Origin of the sequence: Corynebacterium sp. HMSC066C02 (assembly GCF_001814945.1) — a bacterium.
GTDB lineage: Bacteria > Actinomycetota > Actinomycetes > Mycobacteriales > Mycobacteriaceae > Corynebacterium > Corynebacterium aurimucosum.
On record NZ_KV818462.1, the window covers coordinates 1 to 22,064 of the forward strand.

Annotated in this window: 24 protein-coding genes and 1 other RNA gene; 15 read left to right on the top strand and 10 right to left on the bottom strand. The window is 59.7% G+C overall.

Annotated elements, in window-relative coordinates:
• The 6 genes from HMPREF2996_RS07955 to HMPREF2996_RS07980 all read right to left on the bottom strand — a co-directional run.
• A partial coding sequence (locus HMPREF2996_RS07955; RefSeq protein WP_070729911.1) for an IS3 family transposase occupies positions 1–263 on the bottom strand: 263 nt, incomplete at its 3' end.
• Positions 256–1,221 (bottom strand): vWA domain-containing protein, encoded by a 966-nt coding sequence (locus tag HMPREF2996_RS07960; RefSeq protein WP_246823013.1) that lies wholly within the window; start codon positions 1,219–1,221, stop codon positions 256–258. The genes HMPREF2996_RS07955 and HMPREF2996_RS07960, both read right to left, overlap by 8 nt.
• A gap of 83 nt (positions 1,222–1,304) precedes the next feature.
• Entirely contained in the window at positions 1,305–1,751 is a 447-nt protein-coding gene (locus HMPREF2996_RS07965) for a DUF1990 family protein (protein ID WP_070730869.1), read from the bottom strand.
• 3 nt (positions 1,752–1,754) lie between these two features.
• Entirely contained in the window at positions 1,755–2,063 is a 309-nt protein-coding gene (locus HMPREF2996_RS07970) for a hypothetical protein (RefSeq protein WP_070562760.1), read from the bottom strand.
• 47 nt (positions 2,064–2,110) lie between these two features.
• Positions 2,111–2,791, bottom strand: a complete 681-nt coding sequence (locus HMPREF2996_RS07975) for a DUF4232 domain-containing protein (protein ID WP_070730871.1) — start codon at positions 2,789–2,791, stop codon at positions 2,111–2,113.
• A gap of 25 nt (positions 2,792–2,816) precedes the next feature.
• Positions 2,817–3,245: an NUDIX domain-containing protein gene (locus HMPREF2996_RS07980; RefSeq protein WP_070644774.1), complete on the bottom strand. Its 429-nt coding sequence runs from the start codon at positions 3,243–3,245 to the stop codon at positions 2,817–2,819.
• A 188-nt stretch (positions 3,246–3,433) separates the two neighbouring features.
• Here HMPREF2996_RS07980 and HMPREF2996_RS07985 point away from each other — a divergent pair, with 188 nt between their 5' ends.
• Entirely contained in the window at positions 3,434–4,636 is a 1,203-nt protein-coding gene (locus HMPREF2996_RS07985; RefSeq protein ID WP_070444190.1) for a S1 family peptidase, read from the top strand.
• Positions 4,637–4,754: 118 nt separating this feature from the next.
• On the opposite strand, the gene hisN is transcribed toward HMPREF2996_RS07985, so the two are convergent.
• Positions 4,755–5,528 (bottom strand): histidinol-phosphatase, encoded by a 774-nt coding sequence (gene hisN / locus HMPREF2996_RS07990; protein WP_070730873.1) that lies wholly within the window; start codon positions 5,526–5,528, stop codon positions 4,755–4,757.
• Complete coding sequence (locus HMPREF2996_RS07995; RefSeq protein WP_070730874.1) at positions 5,521–6,348, bottom strand: inositol monophosphatase family protein; 828 nt, start codon at positions 6,346–6,348, stop codon at positions 5,521–5,523. Before HMPREF2996_RS07995 ends, hisN begins: the two co-directional genes overlap by 8 nt.
• A gap of 69 nt (positions 6,349–6,417) precedes the next feature.
• Here HMPREF2996_RS07995 and prfB point away from each other — a divergent pair, with 69 nt between their 5' ends.
• Genes prfB through HMPREF2996_RS08020 form a run of 5 tightly spaced genes read left to right on the top strand, consistent with a single transcriptional unit; the run spans position 6,418 to position 10,075 of the window.
• The gene (gene prfB / locus HMPREF2996_RS08000; protein WP_070730877.1) at positions 6,418–7,524 is read left to right on the top strand and encodes a peptide chain release factor 2; all 1,107 of its coding nucleotides are present in this window, start codon (positions 6,418–6,420) and stop codon (positions 7,522–7,524) included.
• A 33-nt stretch (positions 7,525–7,557) separates the two neighbouring features.
• Entirely contained in the window at positions 7,558–8,247 is a 690-nt protein-coding gene (gene ftsE / locus HMPREF2996_RS08005; protein WP_070730880.1) for a cell division ATP-binding protein FtsE, read from the top strand.
• Positions 8,248–9,150, top strand: a complete 903-nt coding sequence (ftsX, locus tag HMPREF2996_RS08010) for a permease-like cell division protein FtsX (protein WP_070730882.1) — start codon at positions 8,248–8,250, stop codon at positions 9,148–9,150.
• A 54-nt stretch (positions 9,151–9,204) separates the two neighbouring features.
• Positions 9,205–9,708, top strand: coding sequence for an SsrA-binding protein SmpB (gene smpB, locus HMPREF2996_RS08015; RefSeq protein ID WP_010189093.1), 504 nt, complete (start codon positions 9,205–9,207; stop codon positions 9,706–9,708).
• Between the two features lie 10 nt (positions 9,709–9,718).
• Positions 9,719–10,075 (top strand): DUF488 domain-containing protein, encoded by a 357-nt coding sequence (locus HMPREF2996_RS08020; RefSeq protein ID WP_070730883.1) that lies wholly within the window; start codon positions 9,719–9,721, stop codon positions 10,073–10,075.
• On the opposite strand, the gene HMPREF2996_RS08025 is transcribed toward HMPREF2996_RS08020, so the two are convergent.
• Entirely contained in the window at positions 10,072–11,343 is a 1,272-nt protein-coding gene (locus tag HMPREF2996_RS08025) for an SLC5/6 family protein (RefSeq protein WP_070730885.1), read from the bottom strand. The genes HMPREF2996_RS08020 and HMPREF2996_RS08025 overlap by 4 nt on opposite strands.
• A 211-nt stretch (positions 11,344–11,554) precedes the next feature.
• Here HMPREF2996_RS08025 and ssrA point away from each other — a divergent pair.
• Positions 11,555–11,934, top strand: a transfer-messenger RNA (tmRNA) gene (gene ssrA, locus HMPREF2996_RS08030).
• 57 nt (positions 11,935–11,991) lie between these two features.
• Here ssrA and HMPREF2996_RS08035 read toward each other — a convergent pair.
• Positions 11,992–13,059, bottom strand: a complete 1,068-nt coding sequence (locus HMPREF2996_RS08035) for an LLM class flavin-dependent oxidoreductase (protein ID WP_070730887.1) — start codon at positions 13,057–13,059, stop codon at positions 11,992–11,994.
• A 201-nt stretch (positions 13,060–13,260) separates the two neighbouring features.
• Here HMPREF2996_RS08035 and HMPREF2996_RS08040 point away from each other — a divergent pair, with 201 nt between their 5' ends.
• The 8 genes from HMPREF2996_RS08040 to HMPREF2996_RS08075 all read left to right on the top strand — a co-directional run bounded on the left by HMPREF2996_RS08040 (position 13,261) and on the right by HMPREF2996_RS08075 (position 21,960).
• Positions 13,261–13,911, top strand: coding sequence for a DJ-1/PfpI family protein (locus HMPREF2996_RS08040; protein WP_070730889.1), 651 nt, complete (start codon positions 13,261–13,263; stop codon positions 13,909–13,911).
• 188 nt (positions 13,912–14,099) lie between these two features.
• A complete protein-coding gene (locus tag HMPREF2996_RS08045; RefSeq protein WP_070524753.1) occupies positions 14,100–14,579 on the top strand; it encodes a GNAT family N-acetyltransferase in 480 nt (159 codons plus the stop codon).
• Positions 14,580–14,879: 300 nt separating this feature from the next.
• Positions 14,880–16,550: an AbgT family transporter gene (locus HMPREF2996_RS08050; protein ID WP_070730891.1), complete on the top strand. Its 1,671-nt coding sequence runs from the start codon at positions 14,880–14,882 to the stop codon at positions 16,548–16,550.
• 4 nt (positions 16,551–16,554) lie between these two features.
• Positions 16,555–17,910, top strand: coding sequence for a M20 family metallopeptidase (locus HMPREF2996_RS08055; protein ID WP_070525608.1), 1,356 nt, complete (start codon positions 16,555–16,557; stop codon positions 17,908–17,910).
• Between the two features lie 174 nt (positions 17,911–18,084).
• Complete coding sequence (locus HMPREF2996_RS08060) at positions 18,085–19,116, top strand: siderophore ABC transporter substrate-binding protein (RefSeq protein WP_070730892.1); 1,032 nt, start codon at positions 18,085–18,087, stop codon at positions 19,114–19,116.
• Positions 19,117–19,157: 41 nt separating this feature from the next.
• Positions 19,158–20,153, top strand: a complete 996-nt coding sequence (locus tag HMPREF2996_RS08065; RefSeq protein ID WP_371325731.1) for an ABC transporter permease — start codon at positions 19,158–19,160, stop codon at positions 20,151–20,153.
• Between the two features lie 35 nt (positions 20,154–20,188).
• Positions 20,189–21,208, top strand: a complete 1,020-nt coding sequence (locus HMPREF2996_RS08070; RefSeq protein WP_070444163.1) for an iron chelate uptake ABC transporter family permease subunit — start codon at positions 20,189–20,191, stop codon at positions 21,206–21,208.
• Complete coding sequence (locus tag HMPREF2996_RS08075; RefSeq protein WP_070644786.1) at positions 21,205–21,960, top strand: iron ABC transporter ATP-binding protein; 756 nt, start codon at positions 21,205–21,207, stop codon at positions 21,958–21,960. Before HMPREF2996_RS08070 ends, HMPREF2996_RS08075 begins: the two co-directional genes overlap by 4 nt.
• Positions 21,961–22,064 lie beyond the last annotated feature (104 nt).

Sequence of the window (22,064 nt, forward strand, 5' to 3'; positions counted from 1 at the left end):
TTACGCAGGATGTCGCGTTCTTCGCGCAGCTTAGAGACTTCTTTTTCTAGCTGGCGGATTCGTTCAGAATCAGTCGTTGCTTGGGCTTTATCACGCATGGTCTTCGTGCGGGCACGTTTGCCGGTGCCGTACTGCTTAAGCCAGGAATAAAGTGAGGAACGATTGACTCCAAGCTCTGCTGAAGCCGCGTGAAGTGAAAGGTCCTCATTGTTTTCGTAGAGGGCCACAGCATCACGTTTGAACTGTTCGGAGTACCTAGGCATGGTGGTAGATTACCTTTCTTCCCAACCCAACAGGGCTGGATATCAGGTGTCTACCTAACAGGGTCAGGTCCGTGGTGAAGAAGGTAGTGGATTCAGCCGAGTGCCCTTTACCCTCCGTCGGAAGAAGAGTGGTGGAGAAGGCCTCTACGTCACGGTCTACCTTGGCCGGGGAACCTTCGGTTTCGCCGCCTTCGATCTCCTCTAAGTTTGACTCGTAGGCGTTGAAGGTGCGGGGTGCTGCGCGGTTCAGTTCCTTGGCCAAGCTATCGGCGTCGGAGGCGTCGGCGTAGGTGCCGCCGGTGGCGTCGGCAATGCACTGCAGTTCCTGCTGTGCCTCGGGCTCAACGTTGAAGCCGACGGTATTGATGACTAGGTCGATGCCCTGCTCCTTCAGCTCTTTCGCCACATCACACACGGGTGGCGGGGTGCAGGTGGCAACGCCATCGGAGACCAAGATGATGCTGCGCTGGCCTTCCTCTGGTAGCTCAGCGGCGGCCTTGCGTAGGGACTCGCCGATGGGGGTGAATCCTCGTGGCTGCAAGCCATCCATATGAGCGATCATCTTCTCAGAGTTACCGGCCTCGGGTGGTGTGACCACGGTGATGTCCTGGCAACCGGCCGCCTCATCTTCGGGGGCTTCGCCGGTGTTGCCGCCGTAGGTGACAAGCCCCAGAGGAGCGTCGTCACCAGCCTCGGTGATGAAGGTGCGGGCAGCCTCTTTGGCGGCATCAATGCGGGTCTGCCCGCCGGCATCGTTGGTGATCATCGAGCCGGAGGAATCGAAAACCACCATGGTTGGAGCCATGTTGCTGGAAGTGGAGTTGGCCGATTCGGAAGGTTTGTCTTCCGCGGCGGCTAAGGGAAACAGCCCGGTTGCAGCTGCCGCGGCTAACACCGCGAGAATGGCCGCTAAGGCCACCGATAAGGAACGGAAAGTATGGTGAGGGAAAGTGTGCATGTGAGTTAAGTTACATGCCAAGTGGTTACCTCGCTAGGCGAGCGTGGAACCGAGGGGGAGTGCGCCCCATTGACACCCCGCTATTAGTCATCCAAAGCGTGCAGGTAGAAAAAGCGGATCAGCGCGCGCCGGGGAATATCGAGCAGCGGGCGCAGAAAGGCGAGGCGGGCGGGTTGGGAGGAGGCGTCGACAAGCAGGAGCGTGCGCCCATCCCGCAGGCGCTCCAGGGTAAAGGTTTCCTCGCCGCGCTCGATGTGGCCGGGGAGGGTGCCGTAGGTAAAGCCGCAGCGGCCCTCCTCGTGGAATACATCCACCACTCGGCAGCGAAACTCCCTTGGGCCTAACCCGAGGGAGACCTCTGCGCCTTCTTCTACGATGGCGTGGCTGGGATTAACCCGAAAGAGGCCGCTGCGCTGGAGTCCCCAGCTAAAGAGCTTGTCGGCCGCGGTGTCAAAATCAGCGTCGATGACGCGGGACATGTGCAGTTGTGGGAAGCTTGCGGTGGAGGAGTAGGAGAGTGGTTCGGGCATCGCTTAAGCCCTGTCGCCTGTACGGCGAAGCCAGGCGCAGAGTTCCTTCTGTGCGCGGTCCACACCTCCGGGGTAGCTTTCCTCAAGCTCGAGTTTGACGTTATCGAAAATGCGCTCTGAGATGAGCTCCGCGCGCTCTCTACTCAGTTGTCCTTGTAGTTCATCGAGCGGCACCTTGAGCTCCGTATAGGGGCTCGGGCGGAAGTACCAGGAGCGCATGTCTTCCGAATAGACGACAATAGTTGTCTTCGTCATGTGCGATTCCAGCACAACGTTCCCAAACACCAGCGACGTCAGCTTCTTGGATTCCATGGCCGCGAGTGTAGACCGATGTGAACGCCTGCTGCTTTTAAGCGGGTTTAACCTGCGGTAACCGGTTGGATAGAGAGGTAGTTGGCATCGCCAGCGCACCCTTCGAAGCCGGAAATTCGGATGAAGGCGCTGGCGGTTTCGCCGGGCGGGTAGACGCGCAGGCCGTCGGCCGCCTGGGGCTGGCAGGAAGTTGGGTCGAGGACACCGATGTTGGTCATCTTCAGGCCCGCACGGGCAGAGTGCCCGGGCTCGAGCGTGACGGTTGCTGTTTCTTGGCCCGATTCACGCTCGGCGGCGGGGCCGAGCTGGGTGCCGTCGTCATTGGTGACGGCGGAGACGCCAGGAAAGCCTTGCAACGTACACGGTGCGGGGGAAGTGTTGGTGAACGTAATGTCAGCCAAGCGTGAGCCGGCGGCTCCCTGCTCGTTGGCAAGACTGATATCTAGCTGTTTCGTTGTGCAGGCGCTGTCGGCGGCAGTGGGGATTGCGCCTTGGGCGCTGTGCGCGTCTTCGCTTGTCTCGGGTGACTTCTGTTCGGCGGCCGCTGAATCTGCGTCGTGTGACTGCGGGTCTGCGGATGTTGAAGCCCCAGATTCGGCGCTGGCGGCTTGAGTGGTGGGGGAGACAGCGGAAAGCGTGGCGTCGGTGCTGTCATCGGTGGCGCAGCCGGCCAGTGCAAGGGCAAGGGAACCGGCCGCGAGAACGGGGAGTAGTCGCTGCGTAATCATGGTGTGGAGTCTAGGTCTTGGGAGCTTAGAGTTCTTGCAGGGCGGGGAATACCCTCTCCTTGAGTAATGGGGCGATAGTGACGTCTGGGGCAGCGGGATCGACCCAGGCTAGCTCTGCAATCTCCTTGTCAGGGTGGGCGACGGAAATCTCTTCTTCACAGACATAGACGTGAGCGTGGATCGTCTGAGGTGCGTCATTGGCCGCAGGCGAGACATAGGTGGCTAGGCGGCGCAACTTCGACATATCAACCGCGGCGCGAACAGCCTCGTGGGCGATGAGCTGGGCGGCGCGAGCTGGATTAATGGTCTCATCGATGGAGCCAAATGGCAGGACGAATTCTGGAGTATCGGTGGCGCGGATGACAAGAACGCGGCCATGGTTATCGCGCAGGATTACAGCGACTATCTCAGCAATGCCTGCAGGAGATGACGAAGAATTGGCAGTCTCAGACATGCCTCCATAGTAGGTCTGCGGAGGCGCGGCAGGCGGTGAAAGATAAGAGGGGGCACCCGAAAACTGTCAGTAGTGTAACGGCTTGGACACAGTCCCACACGTTAGAAAACGGCTACCCCAGTGCGCGTGTCATTATGGGGGAAGTCTTATAGACCAATACGAGAAGAAGTGAAAAGAGGAATTGCTCAATGAGAAAAATTCCGCACCTTAAGAAAGTCATTGTGGGCTCGGCTTTCGCAGGTGCGTTCTTCCTGGGTAACCCAATGGCGGGTGCTCAGGAGCTCCCCACCATCCCGGAGATTGATTCAGCAGGTTTTGTCGACCAGGTACGCACGGATCTGCAGTCCGTAGGTATTGAGACCAAGCCCGTGGACAAAGAGCTGACCGACGCCCTCGATACCGCCGTCAACGGTGCTGCTGCAGCGGCATCGAAGGATGTGAATCAGGCAGTCGAGGGAGCCGTGAACTCGCCTGAGGCGCAGCGCCTCGCGGAGCAGGCAAACCTGAAGACGCAACTGCCGGCCCCGTCCGAGCAGCAGGATTATGCCGGCGCTGATGCCATCACGGGTGAACCGCTGACGAACCCGACTCCTATCGGACTGTTGGAGGAGGCCACGCAGCCGGAATTTGTACCCCAGGGCACGGATCCGAATTATGTGTGGAAGAACGACCTGTTCTCCAAGATTGCTGCTGGTAAACCGCACGCGGAGTACGTTCTGCACCGAGTCCCTGGTTCTTTCTACGATGCTCCCCAGATCCCCGAGGAATCCAACGTTGCGATGACCGAAGGGAAGTCTCTGTACGGCCCGGGTACCCCGCTGTACATCCGTGAGGACACCATGTGCACGCTGACGGCAGCCGGCACTGATGCCGAAGGCCGCAAGGTCGGTATTACTGCTGGCCACTGTGGAAATGTCGGCGATCCGGTGTCTTCTGCGGATTCCTGGCAGGTAGGCCCCACCGGCACCGTGGTGGCGAAGAACGCGAACCTGGACTATTCGCTCATCGAGTTCGGCTCCCAGGCTGAGGTAACCCGCAGCTACAACGGTGTGAGCGCGCAGGCGATCGGTGGTACCACGCAGCCGGGCGATATTACCTGCAAGAGCGGTGTAGCTACTGGCCGCACCTGTGGCATGACTTTCCAGCACACTGAGCGCATCACGATTAACCAGGTGTGCGCGATGGTCGGGGACTCCGGCGCTCCGGTCTTCCGCGACGGCCGTATCGTCGGCTCGGTATCCCGTGGACTGGTCCCGGGTCTGCCGTCCTGCCGCACCCCGTGGCAGGGTGCGCTGCACAACCCGACGGTCGTGGCTAATACCGATGCCATCATCGCGGATCTCAACCGCCGCGAGGGCCCAGGTTCTGGATTCGTGCTTCCGGAGAACTAGAAGTACGTTTCGATCAAATAGGGCCCCAGATCTTTAAAGATCTGGGGCCCTATTTGATCGAAGTGACCTGTACGCAGCACGGTTCGCTGGCGTGCGACGTTGGGGCGCCGCGCAGAAGCTAGGACAAGGCGCTGAGGGTGGCGTCGTGAAGCTTGCCGTTGGAAGCAAGTGCTGAGCCGCCGTGGGGGCCGTCTTCGCCGCGGACGTTGGTGAAGCGGCCACCGGCCTCAGTCACAAGAAGCGCTGGGGCTGCTAGGTCCCAGAGGGAGACCTCGGGCTCGGCAGCGATGTCGACGGCACCTTCGGCCACCAGACAGTAATTCCAGAAGTCGCCGTAGCCGCGCAGGCGCCAGACCTTGTCCGTGAATGAGATGAAAGCGTCGCGGTTCGGCCGCCACCCAGACAAGGAGCTCATGGCCAGAGAAGCATCTTCCAGTTTGGAGACCTCGGAAACGCGCAGGCGTTTCGGCTCCCCGCCGAAGACTCGGTAGGCGCCGCCACCTTTGGCCGCGTACCAGCGGCGGCGCAGGGCAGGGGCGGAGACGACGGAGACGACCGGCTCGCCGTCTTCCAATAGCGCGATCAGGGTGGCCCAGACGGGAACGCCGCGCACGAAATTCTTCGTGCCGTCGATAGGATCGATTACCCACTGGCGGCCCTCGAAGCAGGCCTCGCCGCCGAATTCCTCCCCTAGCACTTCATCGCGTGGGCGCGAGCGCTTCAGAGCCTCGCGGATTGCCTTTTCGCAGGCCAGATCCGCATCGGAGACCGGCGTCATGTCCGGCTTTTCCTTGACGGACAGGTCTGCAGCCTCAAAACGGTGCATCGTAATGGCGTCCGCATGGCCTGCCATCTCCAAGGCCAAGCCGAGGTCTTCTTTGAATTTACCCACGGAGCCATTCCTCCATCTGATCAACTACCTGTTTATTACCCGCGATACACCATTCCACACCGCCGGCTTTAACCTTGCGCGCCGCGCCGCCCGCGGCCAGCACCAGCGCCTGGCCGGGGAACCAATCCCAGTCCTTGACGGAGTGCTGCATCCACGCTCCCCACGTGCCATCCGCCACGCAGGAGAGATCCACGGAGCCCGCACCCAACATGCGCACGGTGGCGAAGTGCGGGGCTACTTTTTCCCAGGCGGACGCGATTGCGGGATCCGTCATGGAGGTGGGATGCAGGTACGTCGACAAGCACAGCTTGTCGGCGGGGCTGTCGGTGAGCTTGGTGACGTCCTTGCCGTCCAAGCTGGTGGGGAAGTCACGGCCGCCGAACCAGGTATAACCCATAGCGGGGCGGTGGACGGCGCCGAGGATGACCCCTTCAGCGTCGATAAGCGCGAGTGCAGAGCACCAATAGTCGGAGCCTGAGGCGAAGTTGTAGGTGCCGTCGACAGGGTCGATGCCCCAGGTCCGGCCGGACTTCGACTCGCGGTTCGCACCCTCTTCGCCCACGATGCCGTCCTCGCCGCGCAGGGCTTCGAGTACACCGGCGACGAAACGCTCGGCGGCGAAGTCGGCGTCGGTGACGACATCGGAGACGGAGGTCTTTTGTTCTATGTCTACTCCCTGCTCGCGCAGGCGCCAGGCCAGGCGGCCTGCGTTATAAACAAGCGCTTGGGCAAGGTGGGCGTCAGTATCGTCCGCGTGGGCGACGATGAAGGTCTTGATGATGGCATCGATCATCTCGGTGAGGCTTGGCTGGTCACTCATGCCGCCTATTGTCGCGCTAAACGCGGCCGATGGCTAATCAGGGAGAAAGAATAAGTAGAGTAGGGGGCTATGCGTCCGGAACAAACAGCACGACTTGAGGAACTCAGCGCCACCTTGACCTCCATTGAAAAGGTGATGGACCCGGAGGCGGTGTCCGAGCGCGTGCGCGAACTCGAGGCCCAGGCGGGGGACCCGTCGCTGTGGGATGACCCTGATCATGCGCAGAAGGTGACCTCGGAGCTGTCGGCGCAGCAGGCAAAGCTACGCAAACTGAATTCCCTGCGCGGGCGCATTGAGGATCTACCCGTGATGTCTGAGCTGGCGGAGGAGGAAGGCGACGAGGCCTCCCAGGAGCTCGTGGATACAGAGCTGGAAGAGCTCGGCGCGGCCATCGAGGCACTCGAGGTGACCACCATGTTGTCCGGTGAGTACGACGAGCGTGAGGCGGTGATCCACATACGCTCCGGAGCCGGTGGCGTGGATGCTGCGGACTGGGCGGAGATGCTCATGCGCATGTATACGCGCTGGGCGGAGAAAAACGGCCACAAGGTGGATGTTTATGACATTTCCTATGCCGAAGAAGCCGGTATTAAGTCTGCTACCTTCGTGGTGCATGGCGAATACATGTATGGCCAGCTTTCCGTAGAGCAGGGCGCGCACCGCTTGGTGCGTATTTCTCCTTTTGATAACCAAGCCCGCCGCCAAACCTCGTTCGCGGAGGTGGAGGTGCTGCCGGTGGTGGAGCAAACCGACTCCATCGAGGTGCCGGATTCGGACGTGCGGGTGGATGTCTACCGCTCCTCGGGCCCGGGTGGTCAGTCGGTCAACACAACGGATTCGGCGGTGCGCATGACGCACATCCCGACTGGCATCGTGGTGACCTGTCAGAACGAAAAGTCCCAGATCCAGAACAAGGCTTCGGCTATGCGCGTGCTGCAGGCGAAGCTGCTGGAGCGCAAACGCCAGGAGGAGCGCGCGGAGCTCGATGCACTGGGCGCGGGTGGCAATGCCTCCTGGGGTAATCAGATGCGTTCCTATGTGCTGCATCCCTACCAGATGGTCAAGGATCTGCGCACGAATTACGAGGTGGGAGACCCTTCCAAGGTCTTGGACGGGGATATCGATGGTTTCTTGGAATCTGGTATTCGGTGGCGCATGGCGCAGCAGGAGTCCTAGGCCCGAGTAATAATTGTTGCTAATGTGGCTTAAGTGATCACTTTCGAGAATGTGTCCAAGGTCTATCCGACCTCCACTAGGCCCGCGCTGGACAACGTGTCCTTTGAGATAAAAGACGGCGAATTCGTCTTTCTCATCGGCCCGTCCGGTTCTGGCAAGTCGACCTTCCTCCAGCTCATGGTCCGCGAGACAAATGTGAGCTCGGGAGATATCTACTTTGGGGACTTCCACGTCAACGCGTTGAAGGGGCGCGAGGTCAATAGGCTGCGTCAGTCCATCGGCTACGTCTTCCAAGACTTCCGCCTTCTGCCCAAGCTCAATGTCTACGACAATGTCGCCTTTGCCCTCGAGGTCATCGGCAAACGCAAGGCGCGGATTGCCAAGCAAGTCCCCGAGGTCCTCGACATGGTCGGCCTGGGTGCCAAGCAGCACCGCATGCCGCATGAACTCTCCGGCGGTGAGCAGCAGCGCGTGGCGATTGCGCGGGCCTTTGTTAACCGTCCCAAGTTGCTGCTTGCCGACGAGCCCACGGGCAACCTTGATCCCTCCACGGCTGCGGAGATCATGGCCTTGCTCACCAAGATCAACCGCCGCGGAACCACCGTGGTGATGTCGACGCACAATGCGCGCGCAGTTAACGAGGCCCGCCAGCGCGTCATTGAGCTGCACAACGGCACGCTGGTGCGCGATGAGAAGAACGCGATGTACGGGGAGGCGGTCTAGGTGAATCTGGGCTTTGTATTCAGGGAAGCTTTTAAAGGGCTAGGGCGTAACATCACCATGACTATCGCCATGGTGATCACCACGGCCATTTCGGTGGCGCTTGTGGTGGCTGGTGTGCTGGTTACCCAGATGACCAACGAAACCAAAAACATCTACCTCGAACGCGTCGAGGTCATGGTCCAGCTCAACGAGGATATTTCTGCCAACGATCCGCAGTGCAAGGACTCCGCCTGCGCCGGGCTGAAGAAGAAGCTAGAGGCGGATGAAGATATCGAGTCCGTCAGCTACCGCAACCGTGAGGATTCCTACGAGCGCTTTGTGGAACTGTTCAAGGAAACTGATCCAGTCATGGTTGAGGAAACCTCCCCGGATGCGCTGCCGGCGGCCTTCCATGTGCGGCTGAAGGATCCGACGGATACCGCGCCAATCGACGCCATCGCGCCCGACCCTGCCGTTAGCGACATCATCGACCAACAAGAGGAGGTCCGCAGCGCCGCAGGCAACCTCGACGCCATCCGGAATGCCACCTTCGTCTTAGCTGCTGTCATGGCGCTGGCCGCCATCATGCTGATCGCGAACATGGTGCAGATCGCCGCCTATCAGCGCCAGCGAGAGACCGCGATTATGCGCATCGTCGGTGCTTCGCGGTGGGTAACCCACGCCCCCTTCATCATGGAGGCGGTCCTCGGCGCCGTCGGTGGTGTCGTTCTCGCCGGGATAGGCGTCATCGTAGGAAAGAACACGGTGATCGATCCCGCGCTGAAGGACCTGTACCACAACCAGCTTCTGGCCCCGGTGACCGCAGGCGACGTGTGGACGGCTCTGCCTATCGTGGGGCTTGTGGCAATCCTGTGCGCTGCACTGACCGCGCAGGTGACCATGCGCGCCTACGTGCGGACATAGGCCAACAGGCCTGTTGTGGATTGTGCCTGGCAGTAGCGTAATATAGTTCGAACTATGGCGAAGAAGGCAAAGAAGAAAAAGGCGGCCGTCGACAATAACTCGACCTTGGCCACCAACCGACGTGCCCGCCACGACTACACCATCCTCGACACCCTGGAATGCGGCATGGTGCTCGTGGGCACCGAAATTAAGTCGATGCGCGAAGGCAAAATCTCCTTGGCAGATGCCTTCGCCACCATTGACGACGGCGAGGTCTATATCCGCAACCTCCACATCCCGGAGTATTCCCAAGGCTCGTGGACGAATCACTCGCCCAAGCGCACACGCAAGCTGCTGTTGCACCGCAGGGAGATTGACAAGCTCATGGGCCAGGTGCGCGACGGCAATAAGACGCTGATCCCGCTCAAGGTGTATCTGAAGGACGGCCGCGCCAAGTGCGAGCTCGGTTTGGCCAAGGGTAAGCAGGACTACGACAAGCGCGAAGCAATCAAGCGCCGCGATCAGGACCGCGACATCACTCGCGAGCTGGGCCGCCGCGTAAAGGGGATTAACGCCTAACCTGGAAGCCATGATTTATACGGCTAAGGTTCATGATGTTATTCGGGAAGATGAGCAGCCGCGTGGGGTAGCGGTGCTCGTCGATAAGCTCTGGCCCCGTGGCGTGGCCAAGGAGCGTCTGTCCTATGACCACTGGTTCAAAAATGTCGCGCCCAGTCCGGAATTGCGGAAGTGGTGGGGGCACGATGCTGATGCCTTCGAGGAGTTTGCCCGGCGCTACCGCGCGGAGCTCGACGAGAACGACTGTGAGGAGTTGGCGCGCTTGCGCCAACTAGCGGAGGATGGTGACGTCACCCTTCTCTTCGCCGCCAAGGACCGCGAGGTCAACCACGCCACTGTTTTGAAGGCGTGGTTAGAGGAGAGTTAAGCGAAAAGACTCCACACGGTTGCTCCCACGGCGATGAGACCCGTGATGACGACGAAGACGTTGCTGGGGCGGCCACGGAATTGCTTCAGAGCGTCGATGCGGTGGATGGCATACATCGGCAGCAGGTAGAGAATCGAAGCGATGAAGGGGCCGCCGATGGCCTCGATGAGACCCAGAATTGAAGGGTCGATGATGGCCACGATCCACGCACAGACAAAGATGATGCCGTGCATGATGGAGTTGAGCTGCTTTTCCGAGAGCTTCTCGGTGGCGCGCGGCGCGGCGCTGCGCAGCAGGAAATTGCCGCCCTCGGTAGCTCCCAGCACGTGGCCGAAGTAGGAGGAGATAATCGCAATCATCGCGATGATCGGGGAGAGGAAAGCCAAGACCGGGACACCGGTGACGTTGGCCAGGTAAGACAGGACCGGCAGGTTTTGCTCGCGGGCCTCGGCGAGACCGTCCGCACCAAGCGTGAGGGTACAGGACCACACGAAGAACATGGTGAATACGGTGAGCAGAATTGCGGTCAGGGCCAGTGCTCGCGAGGCGTTCTCCGAGCTCTTCTCGCGGCCGTGTGCGGCGACCATGGCCAAGGAGAACTGGGAAATCGCGGGGGAGTGGTTAAAGGAGAAGACCAGCACGGGGATGATGAGGGCGACAGCACCGACGACGCGCCAATCATTGTTGCCCACCTCCATGAAGGAGGCGATATCCCAGCGCGGGATAAGGTAGATGGACAGTGCGCCAAGGCAGAAGATCAGCGGGTAGACCAAGAACTGCGTTACGGCCAGCACCATGCGTTGACCGAAGGCGAAGACGATGGTCATGATGCCCACGAGGAGGAAAGCCAACAGCGGGCGTGAAATCGTGGGTCCATTTAATTGGTTGACGATGAAGCTGTTGACCGTATTGGTGATCGAAACGCCATAAATGAGGACGATGGGGAAGATGGCGCAGAAATAAATCACCGAAATGATAAAACCTGCGCTCTTGCCGAAATAGTCCGTGACCACTGCGGTGATGTCCTCGCCCTGGCGTGGTGACGCACAAATCATGCGGGCCAGACCGCGGTGGGAGAAGTATGTCATCGGCCCAATCAGAATCGTGGCCGCGAGGAGGGGCCAGAAGCCGAAACTGCCCGCGTTGATGGGGAGGAAAAGAATGCCGGCGCCTACGGCGGTGCCGAAGAGCGAGATGGCCCACTCGGTGTTGCTTGCTGGGCTTTTAGCGTCTTCCGGGGAACTGGTGGTTTCGGTATGTGTGCTCACTTTGCAGCCTTTAACAAAGTAGGAGTATCGGACTCACACACCTTAACAGCGTTTAAGTTGATGCTAATCACAAGGGGGTGCTTATGAAAGCTATGCCTCATGTGGCCTGGGGTGAAGCTTGCGGGAATAGGGGCAGGTGCAGTAGCGTTGAACAGACCGTAGGGCGCATAAAGATGCGTTCTGCGCAGCTTTCACAGCAATGTGTAAATGAGGGGTCGACTTGGTTTCGACTTCGTACATTGAGCCAGGGGAAGCGTGCCGGTGCAGGCTAGAGACCACCGTTAAGCGTCGTAGCAACCAATAAACGCAGAGAAGAACTCTCAGCGTGACTACGCCCTCGCTGCCTAATTCCAGCGACGCGTGTCTGTCAGCCTAGGTTTGGTTCCTGACCTAGATCCTGGCATCGACTAGGGAACTTGCCTGACCGGTTTGTTGTTCGGCCGGTTGGGGACTTCTAGAGCAACTGGGCCCATCATCCGGAGCGAGTTTGCCCGAGCCGGAGGGCCGAGTAGAGATCCTGTGCAGACTGCGCACGGAGAAGCCCTGGCGAGGTGACGAAGGACCCGGGTTCAATTCCCGGCGGCTCCACTGAATAGAGAAACCCGCTGGTCATAAAGGCCAGCGGGTTTCTTGTGTGAAGGGGGCGGATTAGTCGATCGGGTAACCGGTGACCGGGCCCTCAGTGTTTGGCTGCCAGCCCAGCGCAGGGGCGACATGGGTGGCGAAGTTTTCAAGAATCTTCACGTTGACGTCCACACCCATGCCAGTCGGGATGGTGATCAGTAGGGTGTCGGCGGACATGACGGCCGGGTCAGCCTTGAGCTGTTCGATGAGCTTGTCAGGCTCCGCGGCATAGGTGCGGCCGAAGGTGGAAGCGCCGACGTCGGGCAGCATGCCCACTTGGTCGGAGCCTGAGGCCTGCATACCGAACCGCTGCATATCGGCGCCGTCCACAATGGGGAAGATGGAGCGGGAGACGGACACGCGTGGGGTCCAGTCGTGGCCTGCTTCCTTCCATGCGGCGCGGTAGCGGCTGATTTGGTCCGCCTGGATCTCACCCAAGGTCGCGGCGGTGGTCTCGGAAACCAAGGTGGAAGACATTAGGTTTAGTCCGTCCCTGGCGGTCTGCTCTGCCGAAGTGTGAGTGCCGGAGCCGTAGAAGATGTGTTTGCGCAGTTCGGGTGCCGTGGGGAAGACCGGGAGGGCGGAGCCGGGCTGGAACATATTCGGGTACTGGCGGTCCAGGGGTGCGGCGGTGGCAAATCCGTTGCCGTCCACCGCGGCCATGAGCGCCTCGAGGTGGGCCCGCGCCACGTCCGCGCCGTTGGGGGCCTCGCCCTTGTAGCCGAAAGCTTCCCAACCGCGCTCGGCAACCTCCGGGGCACCGCGCGAGACACCTAAGGCCACGCGGCCGCCGGAGAGCTGGTAAAGGGATGCGGCCTCTTCGGCGAGGTAGAGCGGGTTTTCGTAGCGCATGTCAATCACGCCGGTGCCCACCTCGATGTTCTTGGTGGTGGCGGCGACTGCGCCGAGCAGCGGCATTGGGGCTGAGGCTTGCGGTACGAAGTGGTGGACGCGGAAAGACGCGTTGTTCACACCGATCTCATCTGCAGCCTGGGCGATTTCCAGGTGAATCTTCGCGACTTTTTCCGCGGACGGGCCGCGCTGGTGTCCGAATGTGTAGTGGCCAAAGCTTAAGAATCCGAATGCTTTCATTGGTCAAACACTCCTATTGGTGATGTGTCAACAACGAGGGTAGCGTGCCATCCGCAGATTGTCACGACCTAAGGTTGGTCCACCAAAACCCCAGTTAGAAAGCGTTCTATCTGGGGCCTCTTCGTGTGCGAAGCCGCCGGGAATTGAACCTGGGTCCCAGATGCTCGTCGGTATCCATGCGGCCTGCTTTAGGATGGTCGCATGAATAACGAGCTTCTCCGCATCACAGTCGTCTTGTTTGAGGGCTTTGAGCTTCTCGACGTCTTCGGGCCCGTCCAACTGCTTCAGGCCGTCCCCGAGGTCACGGTTGCCTTTGCGGGGCCGGATGGTGAGCCAGTTGCTAGCTCACAGGGCGTGGAAGTGGTGCCGACGATTTCTTATGGGCAGATTGAGCCGGCCGACGTTCTCCTCGTCCCGGGCGGGAAGGGGACCAGGAAGCTCGTGGAAGACGTTTCTTTTCTGGCGTGGCTTCGTGGGGTGGGTGCACAAGCACCGTGGGTTGCCTCCGTGTGCACGGGTTCTGCGGTCTTGGCGGCAGCGGGGCTTTTGGAGGGTTACGCCGCGACGAGCAACAAGCGTGCGTTTGCGTGGGCGAGCTCCTTCGGGGAGTCCGTGACTTGGAAGCCCAAGGCGCGGTGGGTGCAGGACCGTAATCGGTGGACTTCCTCAGGCGTGGCGGCGGGGATGGATATGACGGTCGCGCTCATTGCGGAGCTCATTTCGGAGGCGGCTGCCGTCGATGCCGCCAACTTTGCGGAATATGAGCCACACCGCGACAGCGGGTGGGATCCTTTCGCGCGGATAAACGGGCTGGTGCCCTCGAGCGGCGGCGAAGCCGAGCGGAGGCTGTGACGTTCGGGCAATCTGACGACGCTCACGGTAGATAAGGTGCTAAAAACGGTCGATTTTGGGGCACTATTTGCAGTGAGTGTAGCGATGGATGAAAAGCACTCTTGATGAGAAGGCGGTCGGAACTTCGTCGTCAGCAGAAACGTTCATGTTCTAGTGACTGATCGAATCTTGCGTGGTGAACTATGGCGATGAATTTGCCTATCGACTTAAGGCCGCTTCGTGTAGAGGATGCAACCGAGATGGCTACCGTGCTTTCTGGCCGTGCCCTATACACGTTTACAGGTGGTGAGCCGCCTTCTTCTGATGAGCTTGCGCGACGGTACGCGGTCCAAACCCGAGGCGGCTCGAGCGACGGTACCGAAGAATGGATCAATCTCATCGTCACCCTCGGTTCGAGTAAGCAGCCGATAGGCTACGTCCAAGCGACTGTGCCCCGCAGCGGTGATGCGACGGAGATCGCATGGGTGATTGGGAAACAGTGGCAAGGGCACGGATACGCCAAGGAAGCTGTGAAACTGCTTAGCGCTTATCTTGCGGAGCGAGGCATTACGCATCTCATCGCTCATATCCATCCCGAGCACCTAGCCTCACAGCATGTCGCTGCCTATGCAGGGATGAGCCCCACGGCACAGGTCGTTGACGGCGAAGTCCGTTGGGAGCGCAGATAGTCTCCAACAAAATCGTGAAAAGCGAGCATCATTGCCAAGTCAGGGCTAATGGACACCTCTCAGTGTCGTTCACGGTAGATAAGGGGCTAAAAACGGTCGATTTTGGGGCGCTATTTGCAGTGAGCGTAATCGGAATCCCGTGAGGGGTGTAGGGGTGCGGGACGAAAGCGGGGTAGGGCTGTCCGAACAAAATGTGACCCAGGACAAAAGAATTTGTTACCCAAGTTACAGTCACGTGGTAGCCTTTCTCCAACAGTGTGACGTGGAACACTGGGACTGACCCCTACGACAGGAGTACCCATGAACAGCCCATCCAATGCAGCGCCACAAGGCGGCGCTGGTACCACGGAGAAGTCGAAAGAAAATCCCGCCAAGGCTGAGCAAAAATCGAGTCAACAGTCCAGTGGGGGAATGCTGGATAAGTTCCTCAATGGTGTCGAGTACATCGGCAACAAGCTGCCGGAGCCCTTCACCATCTTCCTGATTCTTTTCCTGATCACAGGCGTTCTCTCCACCATCATGGCGAAGATGGGCGTCGAGATTAAGATTCCCGGATCGGATGAGATCCAGCCGGTCAAAGGCCTGTTCACCGGTGAGGGGCTCACGTGGTTCACCACCACAATGGGTGAGAACTACATCAACTTCCCGCCGCTGGTGACAGTGCTGCCCATCATGCTGGCAGTTGGCGTGGCGGAGCGCTCCGGAATGCTCTCGGCGTTGATTCGCAAGCTCTTCGGTTCCGCGAAGCCGTGGCTGCTTCCGTACGCCGTCGGCGTTATCGGCGTGACCGCCTCTGTCATGGCGGATGCCGCCTTCGTCATCGTCCCGCCGCTGGCCGCCATGGTCTTCAAGGCTGCGGACCGTCATCCGGTGGCGGGTCTGATCGGCGGCTTCGCCGCCGTGGGTGCTGGTTATTCGACTGCCTTGGTGCCAACTTCCCTGGATGCGCTCTTTGCCGGTATTACGACCGCGGTCATGGAGACCCTGCCGAATACTGAGTTCGCTCCGGTTAACGCCATGTCGAATTACTACTTCAACGTGGCTTCTTCCATCGTGCTCGGTGTGCTGGCCGGCTTCATCATCGACAAGGTGATCGAGCCGCGCATGTGGCAGCAGGAAGTTCCCACCGAGGAAGATATCGATCCTGAGGATGCCGCCGAGCGCGGTGACCGCGACGAGAACGGCGAGGAACTCACCGCTGAGCTGCGCCCGGCCGAATCCAAGGGCCTCATCTGGTCCGGTGTGGCCACGGTCATCCTCACCGCCATCATTCTCTTCGCAGTTCTTCTGCCGGAATCGCCGTGGCGCAATGAAGAGGGCGGCTTCTTGCCCAAGTCCCCGCTGCTGAATTCCATCGTCTTCATCGTCTTCGCCTACTTCTTGGTCCTCGGCGTGGTCTACGGCAAGGTTGTCGGCACGGTCAAGGGAATCACCGATGTTGTGAACATGATGATCGGCGCGCTCAAGGACATGATGAGTTTCCTCATCTTGGCCTTCATCCTGGGCCAGTTCGTGGCGCTCTTCGCCTGGACCGGTATCGGCACCTTCACCGCGGTGAAGGGCGCGGCCTTCCTTGAATCCATCGGGCTTACCGGCTTCCCAGCTATTTTCGCCTTCATCGCGCTGGCGTCCTGCCTGAACCTGCTGATTATTTCCGGATCCTCGATGTGGACGCTCATGGCCGCGGTCTTCGTGCCCATGTTTGCCCTGCTGGGCTATGAGCCGGCGTTTATTCAGGGCGCATTCCGCGTTGGTGATTCCGCAACCCAGATCATCACCCCGCTGAACCCGTACATGATTGTCATGCTGGGTTTCCTCCAGCGCTATGAACGCGAGGCAGGCCTAGGAACGCTGATGTCGCGCCTCGTTCCCTTCGTTATTCCGTTCTTCACCGCCTGGGCAATCCTGCTGGCCATCTGGTTCTACGTAGATCTTCCGTTGGGACCGGGCAACAACGTCATGATTGGTTAAGCGCATGAATCAACGCAACAATCCATCGACAGCGTATTTGGAAGCGATGGAGGAGGGGGTCGCCAAGCGCGTGGCGTCTGCAGCACCACCGGAAAAACAGGGTGAGGACTACCCGGGCCAGGCGAAGCTCTGGGAAGCGGCGGCCGCGCGGGCTGAGGCCTTGCGGGAGAAGGCCGCGCACATCGTCGCGGACCTGCACGCTCACCCTGAAACGGCCTTCGAAGAACATCGTTCCATGGCGGTGCTCGCGGACATCGTTGAAGAGCATGGCTTCTCCACGTGCCGCGGGGTCTACGGCGTGGAGACCACGTTCGAAGCTTCCTGGCAGAGTGCAGATTTCGACCCTGAACGGCATCCCACTGTGGCCATCCTGGCGGAATACGATGCCCTGCCTCAGATTGGGCACGCGTGCGGGCATAACGTCATCGCCGCAGCGGGCGTTACTGGATTCTTGGCGGCTACTGCCGTGCTGGACGCCGCCCCTCCTATGTCCGGTCGCATCCTCCTCCAGGGGACCCCAGCGGAGGAGGGGCATTCCGGCAAGGAATACATGATCCGCGGCGGCAGCCTCGAAGGGGTCGATGCCGCGGTGATGATCCATGGCTTTGGCTATGACATCGGTGCGCATGCCTGGGTGGGCCGCCGCATTCTGCGCGTTCGTTTTCGCGGCGTAGCCGCTCATGCCAGCTCCCAGCCTTTCATGGGGCGCAACGCCCTTGACGCTGCGAGCCTGGCCTACCAGGGGATTGGGCTTATGCGCCAGCAAATGCCGCCATCGGATCGCGTGCACGCCATCATGAGTGGTGGCGATCGCCCTTCGATCATTCCGAGCGAGGCGGAAATGACCATTTACGTGCGCTCGTTAGGAACGCGCACACTCATGGATCTGTCCGCCAGGGTGGAAGACATCGTCCGGGGCGCGGCACTCATGGCAGGTATCGAGGTGGAAGTCGACTGGGATGAGCACCCGATGACCCTGCCCGTGCGCAATAATGCGGCGCTGGTGGATCGGTGGTCGGCCACGCAGGCGCGCCGCGGACGCACCGCGCTGCCCGCTGGGACGGTGCCGGATACAGTGGCCGCCTCGACTGACTTTGGCAATGTCTCTCATCTCGTGCCCGGCCTGCATCCAATGGTGAAGGTATCGCCAACTGACGTGGCCCTGCACACGGAGGACTTTGCGCGCTGGGCTGCCACGCCGCAGGCGGTAGATGCGGCCGTTGATTCGGCGGCGGGTTTGGCACAGGTTGCCCTCGATTTCTTGGCGGATCCGAATTTCCGCCACGCGGCGCGGGAGGATTTTGATAGGGAAGGGCCAGTGTCGGTGAGTGATCTCATCGCGAAGAAGGGGGAAGGCTAAGCGTAAACATTTTTTTCTAAAAGGCATGTCACGGGCTATCGTGCGGAGGTCTGCTACCCCCGTCATGAATTAGGAAACATGAGTGTTCTTGAAGGGTAAGCCTTACTTGAGTTAGGTTAGGCGCTGTCCTTATTTGCCAACTGTGGTTAGCCACACCTAATATGCAAGGAAGCTATGTTTAACCTTTCTCGCCGTGCCTCGCGCACGACCGCCGCCAAAGTTGCCGCAACTCTCTCGGTTGCAGCGCTTGCTCTCACCGGCTGCTCTTCCAGCCAGTCTGAGGAGACCGCTGAGCCGACCGAATCCGCGGCGGCAGGCGCCTCCACCATCACCCTGGAGGATAACTTCGGCTCGAAGGAAGTCACCCTCCCGGTGGAGAACCCCGCGGTGACGGATAACCGCGCCTTCTCTATCCTGGCGCAGTGGGATATTGACCTTGCTGCTGCACCGCTGAGGCTGGTACCGAAGTCGCTGCGAGACACCTACAACAAGGACACGGTCGAGGTTGATCTGGGCTCCCACAAGGAGCCGGACCTTGAAGGTCTGGTAGCTGCAGAGCCGGACGTCGTGTGGAACGGCCAGCGCTTCGAACAGCACCAAGAGGACATTGAGAAGCTGCTCGAGGATGTCCCGGTGCTTGACTTCGAGCCGCGCGATGACGAAGACTTTTTCGACGAACTCAAGCGCCACACTGAGGCCCTGGGCCAGGTTTTCGGCCACGAAGAGGATGCTGCGAAGCTCATCGAGGATTTCGACGCCGCTGCTGAGCGCGCTAAGAAGGCCTACAACCCAGAGCAGAAGGTCATGGCTGTGAACACCTCCGGCGGTGAAATCGGCTACATCGCTCCCGGTATCGGGCGCGTGTATGGCCCGGTCTTTGAGCTGCTTGGCCTGACCCCGGCCCTGGAGGTCTCCAACGCCTCCGATGACCACGAGGGTGACGATATCTCCGTTGAGGCCATTGCCGAATCCAACCCGGATTGGATCCTCGTCATGGACCGTGATTCCGCTATCTCCAAGGAAGGCCAGGATGTCACGCCGGGCGAGAAGCTGGTCAAGGACAACGCGGCGCTCAAGAACGTTACCGCTGTGAAGGAAGGCAACCTTTACGTGGCGCCGAATGACACCTACATTGATGAGTCCATCATTACCTACACCGAGATCTTGAACGCGCTTGCCGACGCCTTCGAGAAGGCCAACGCCTAAACAACTCTCTCGGCAGCCAAGGAGGAGACTAAACCGTGACGGTGAAGAGCAGCGCTGCGGCAGAGCACTCAGCTGTCAGCCCGCGTAACTCCCGCGGACCTGTGCTGACCTGGAAGCTAGGCCTCGGCGTGCTCGGCGTCATCGCGCTGCTCCTCCTTTCCCTCATGGTGGGGGAGTACAGCATCCTCGATAATGAGGACGGCTGGTCCATGTTCTTCACCACCCGCATACCGCGAACCGTGGCGCTCGTCTTGGCGGGCGCTGCGATGGCGATGAGCGGTTTGGTCATGCAGCTGCTGACCCAAAACCGTTTCGTGGAACCCACGACGACGGGAACCACCGAGTGGGCCGGATTGGGCCTGCTCTTTTCGCTTATCCTTTTCCCGCACTCATCCGTGCTGGTGAAAATGGTCATTTCGGTTTCCTTCGCGTTTGTGGGAACCATGGTCTTCTTCGCTTTCCTTCGCCGCGTGGCGCTGCGCTCCTCACTCATCGTGCCGATCATCGGCATCATGCTGGGCGCTGTCGTTAGTGCCGTATCCTCCTATGTGGCGCTCGCCACGGATACCTTGCAGCAGCTCGGAATCTGGTTCATGGGATCCTTTACCTCTGTCTATGAGGGGCAATACGAGGTCCTGTGGATCGTCCTGCTGGTTCTGATGGCGGTGTATTTCTACGCTGACAAGCTCACCGTCGCTGGGCTGGGTGAGGATATCGCCACCAATATTGGGTTGAACTACCAGCGGATGATTCTGCTGGGCACTGGGCTCATCGCGGTGGCGACGGGCGTTGTCACCGTCGTTGTCGGCGCATTGCCGTTTCTTGGCCTTATCGTGCCTAACGTAGTGAGCATGATTCGCGGCGATGACCTGCGCTCTAACCTCCCGTGGGTCTGCCTGCTCGGTATCGCCACGGTGACCTTATGCGACCTCATCGGCCGCACCATTATTTCCCCGTTTGAAATGCCCGTATCAGTCATCCTGGGCATTGTGGGTGCTATCGTGTTCGTCGTCTTGATCGTGAGGTCGACCAAGTGAGCGTACGTATCTCTATCCCAGCGACGAAGGAACCTGTGCAAACGTCACGTGCCCAGCGAAACGTGGGTAGCTTCCAGTCTGCTGCTGCGGCGCGAAAGTACTGGATCATCCTTGCAGCCTTGATCGTTGCCGGGCTGGTTTTCGCCTTCGGGCTCTTGGCCTATGACAACCCCATGGATTTTGGTACCCGCAAGTGGTGGCTGATTGCACGTCGCCGCGCTGATGCGGTGACCGCTATGGCGATCGTCGCCGTATGCCAGGCCGTGGCTACGGTGGCTTTCCATACGGTGACGAACAACCGGATCCTTACTCCCTCCATCATGGGGTTTGAATCCCTGTACGTCGCGATTAATACAGCCACGATCTTTTTCCTTGGCGCCTCCGGCCTAACTCAGGCCCGCAACATGGGAACCTTCCTTGTGCAGCTTGTGCTCATGGTGGGCCTATCCCTCGTGCTGTACTCCTGGCTGCTGACCAGCCGCCGCAACAATATGCATGCGATGCTGCTCGTGGGCATCATTATCGGTGGTGGTCTTGGTTCGTTGTCGACGTTTATGCAGCGCATGCTCACGCCCAGTGAATTCGATGTGCTGACTGCACGCCTTTTCGGTTCCGTGAATAACGCGGAGAGCGAGTACTATCCCATCGCCATACCGTTGGTTCTCGCGGTGACGATGCTGGTGTTCCTGAACTCCCGGCAGCTTAACGTGCTAGCGCTGGGACGCGATGCCGCGACGAACCTTGGTGTTAACCACAAGGTCAATGCAATCTACACGCTGATTTTGGTCTCCATTCTTATGGCAACAAGTACCGCGCTTGTAGGGCCCATGACCTTCCTTGGCTTCCTCGTGGCAACCTTGGCCTACCAGGCAGCGGAGACGTATGACCACCGTTTTTTGTTCCCAATGGCAATTGCCACGGCCTTTGCCGTTCTCACCGGCGCCTACTTCCTCATGCAGCACGTCTTCTACGCGCAGGGCGTGGTCTCCATCATTATTGAGCTAGTGGGCGGCAGCGTCTTCCTTCTGGTCATTCTGCGAAAGGGCAAGCTGTGATCAAGCTTTCCAAAGTGTCCAAGTCCTACTCCGGTGAAACCAACATCGGCCCCATTGATCTGGAGATCCCCTCCGGCGGTATCACTGCGCTGATTGGGCCGAATGGTGCGGGCAAGTCCACGATGCTGACGATGATCGGCCGGCTTCTCGACGTCGACGAGGGCACCATCGAGGTCGCCGGTTACGACGTGTCCTCCACGAAATCGCAGGACTTGGCGAAGATCCTTTCCATCCTGCGTCAGGAGAACCACTTCATTACCAAGCTGACCGTGCGCCAGCTGGTGAGCTTCGGCCGTTTCCCTTACTCGAAGGGGCGTCTGACTGCGGAAGATGAAGAGATAGTCTCGCGCTACATCGACTTCTTCCACTTGCGTGAATTGGAGAGCCGTTACCTCGACGAGCTATCCGGTGGGCAGCGCCAGCGCGCATATGTGGCGATGGTGCTCTGCCAAGAGACGGACTACGTGCTTCTCGACGAGCCCCTCAACAATCTGGACATCTCGCACTCCGTGGAGATGATGAAGCATTTGCGGAAGGCCGCCAAGGAATTTGGCCGGACGATCATCATCGTTCTCCATGACATCAACTTCGCTGCTCGCTACGCCGACTATATTTGTGCGGCCAAGGATGGACGCATCGTTTCTTTCGGCAGTCCGGAGGAGATCATGCGCGATGAGATCCTTACGCCCATCTTCGAAACACCCATCACTGTTATCGATGGCCCGGATGGGCTGTTGGCCTGTTACCACTAGCTATTAACATTCAGGTGGACTGCCCGACAGCCAGGAAACCGCCCCAGGAAGAGTGCCAAAAAGTGCATCTGCCTGGGGATTTGTTGTTTGTTGGGGGTGTGCGT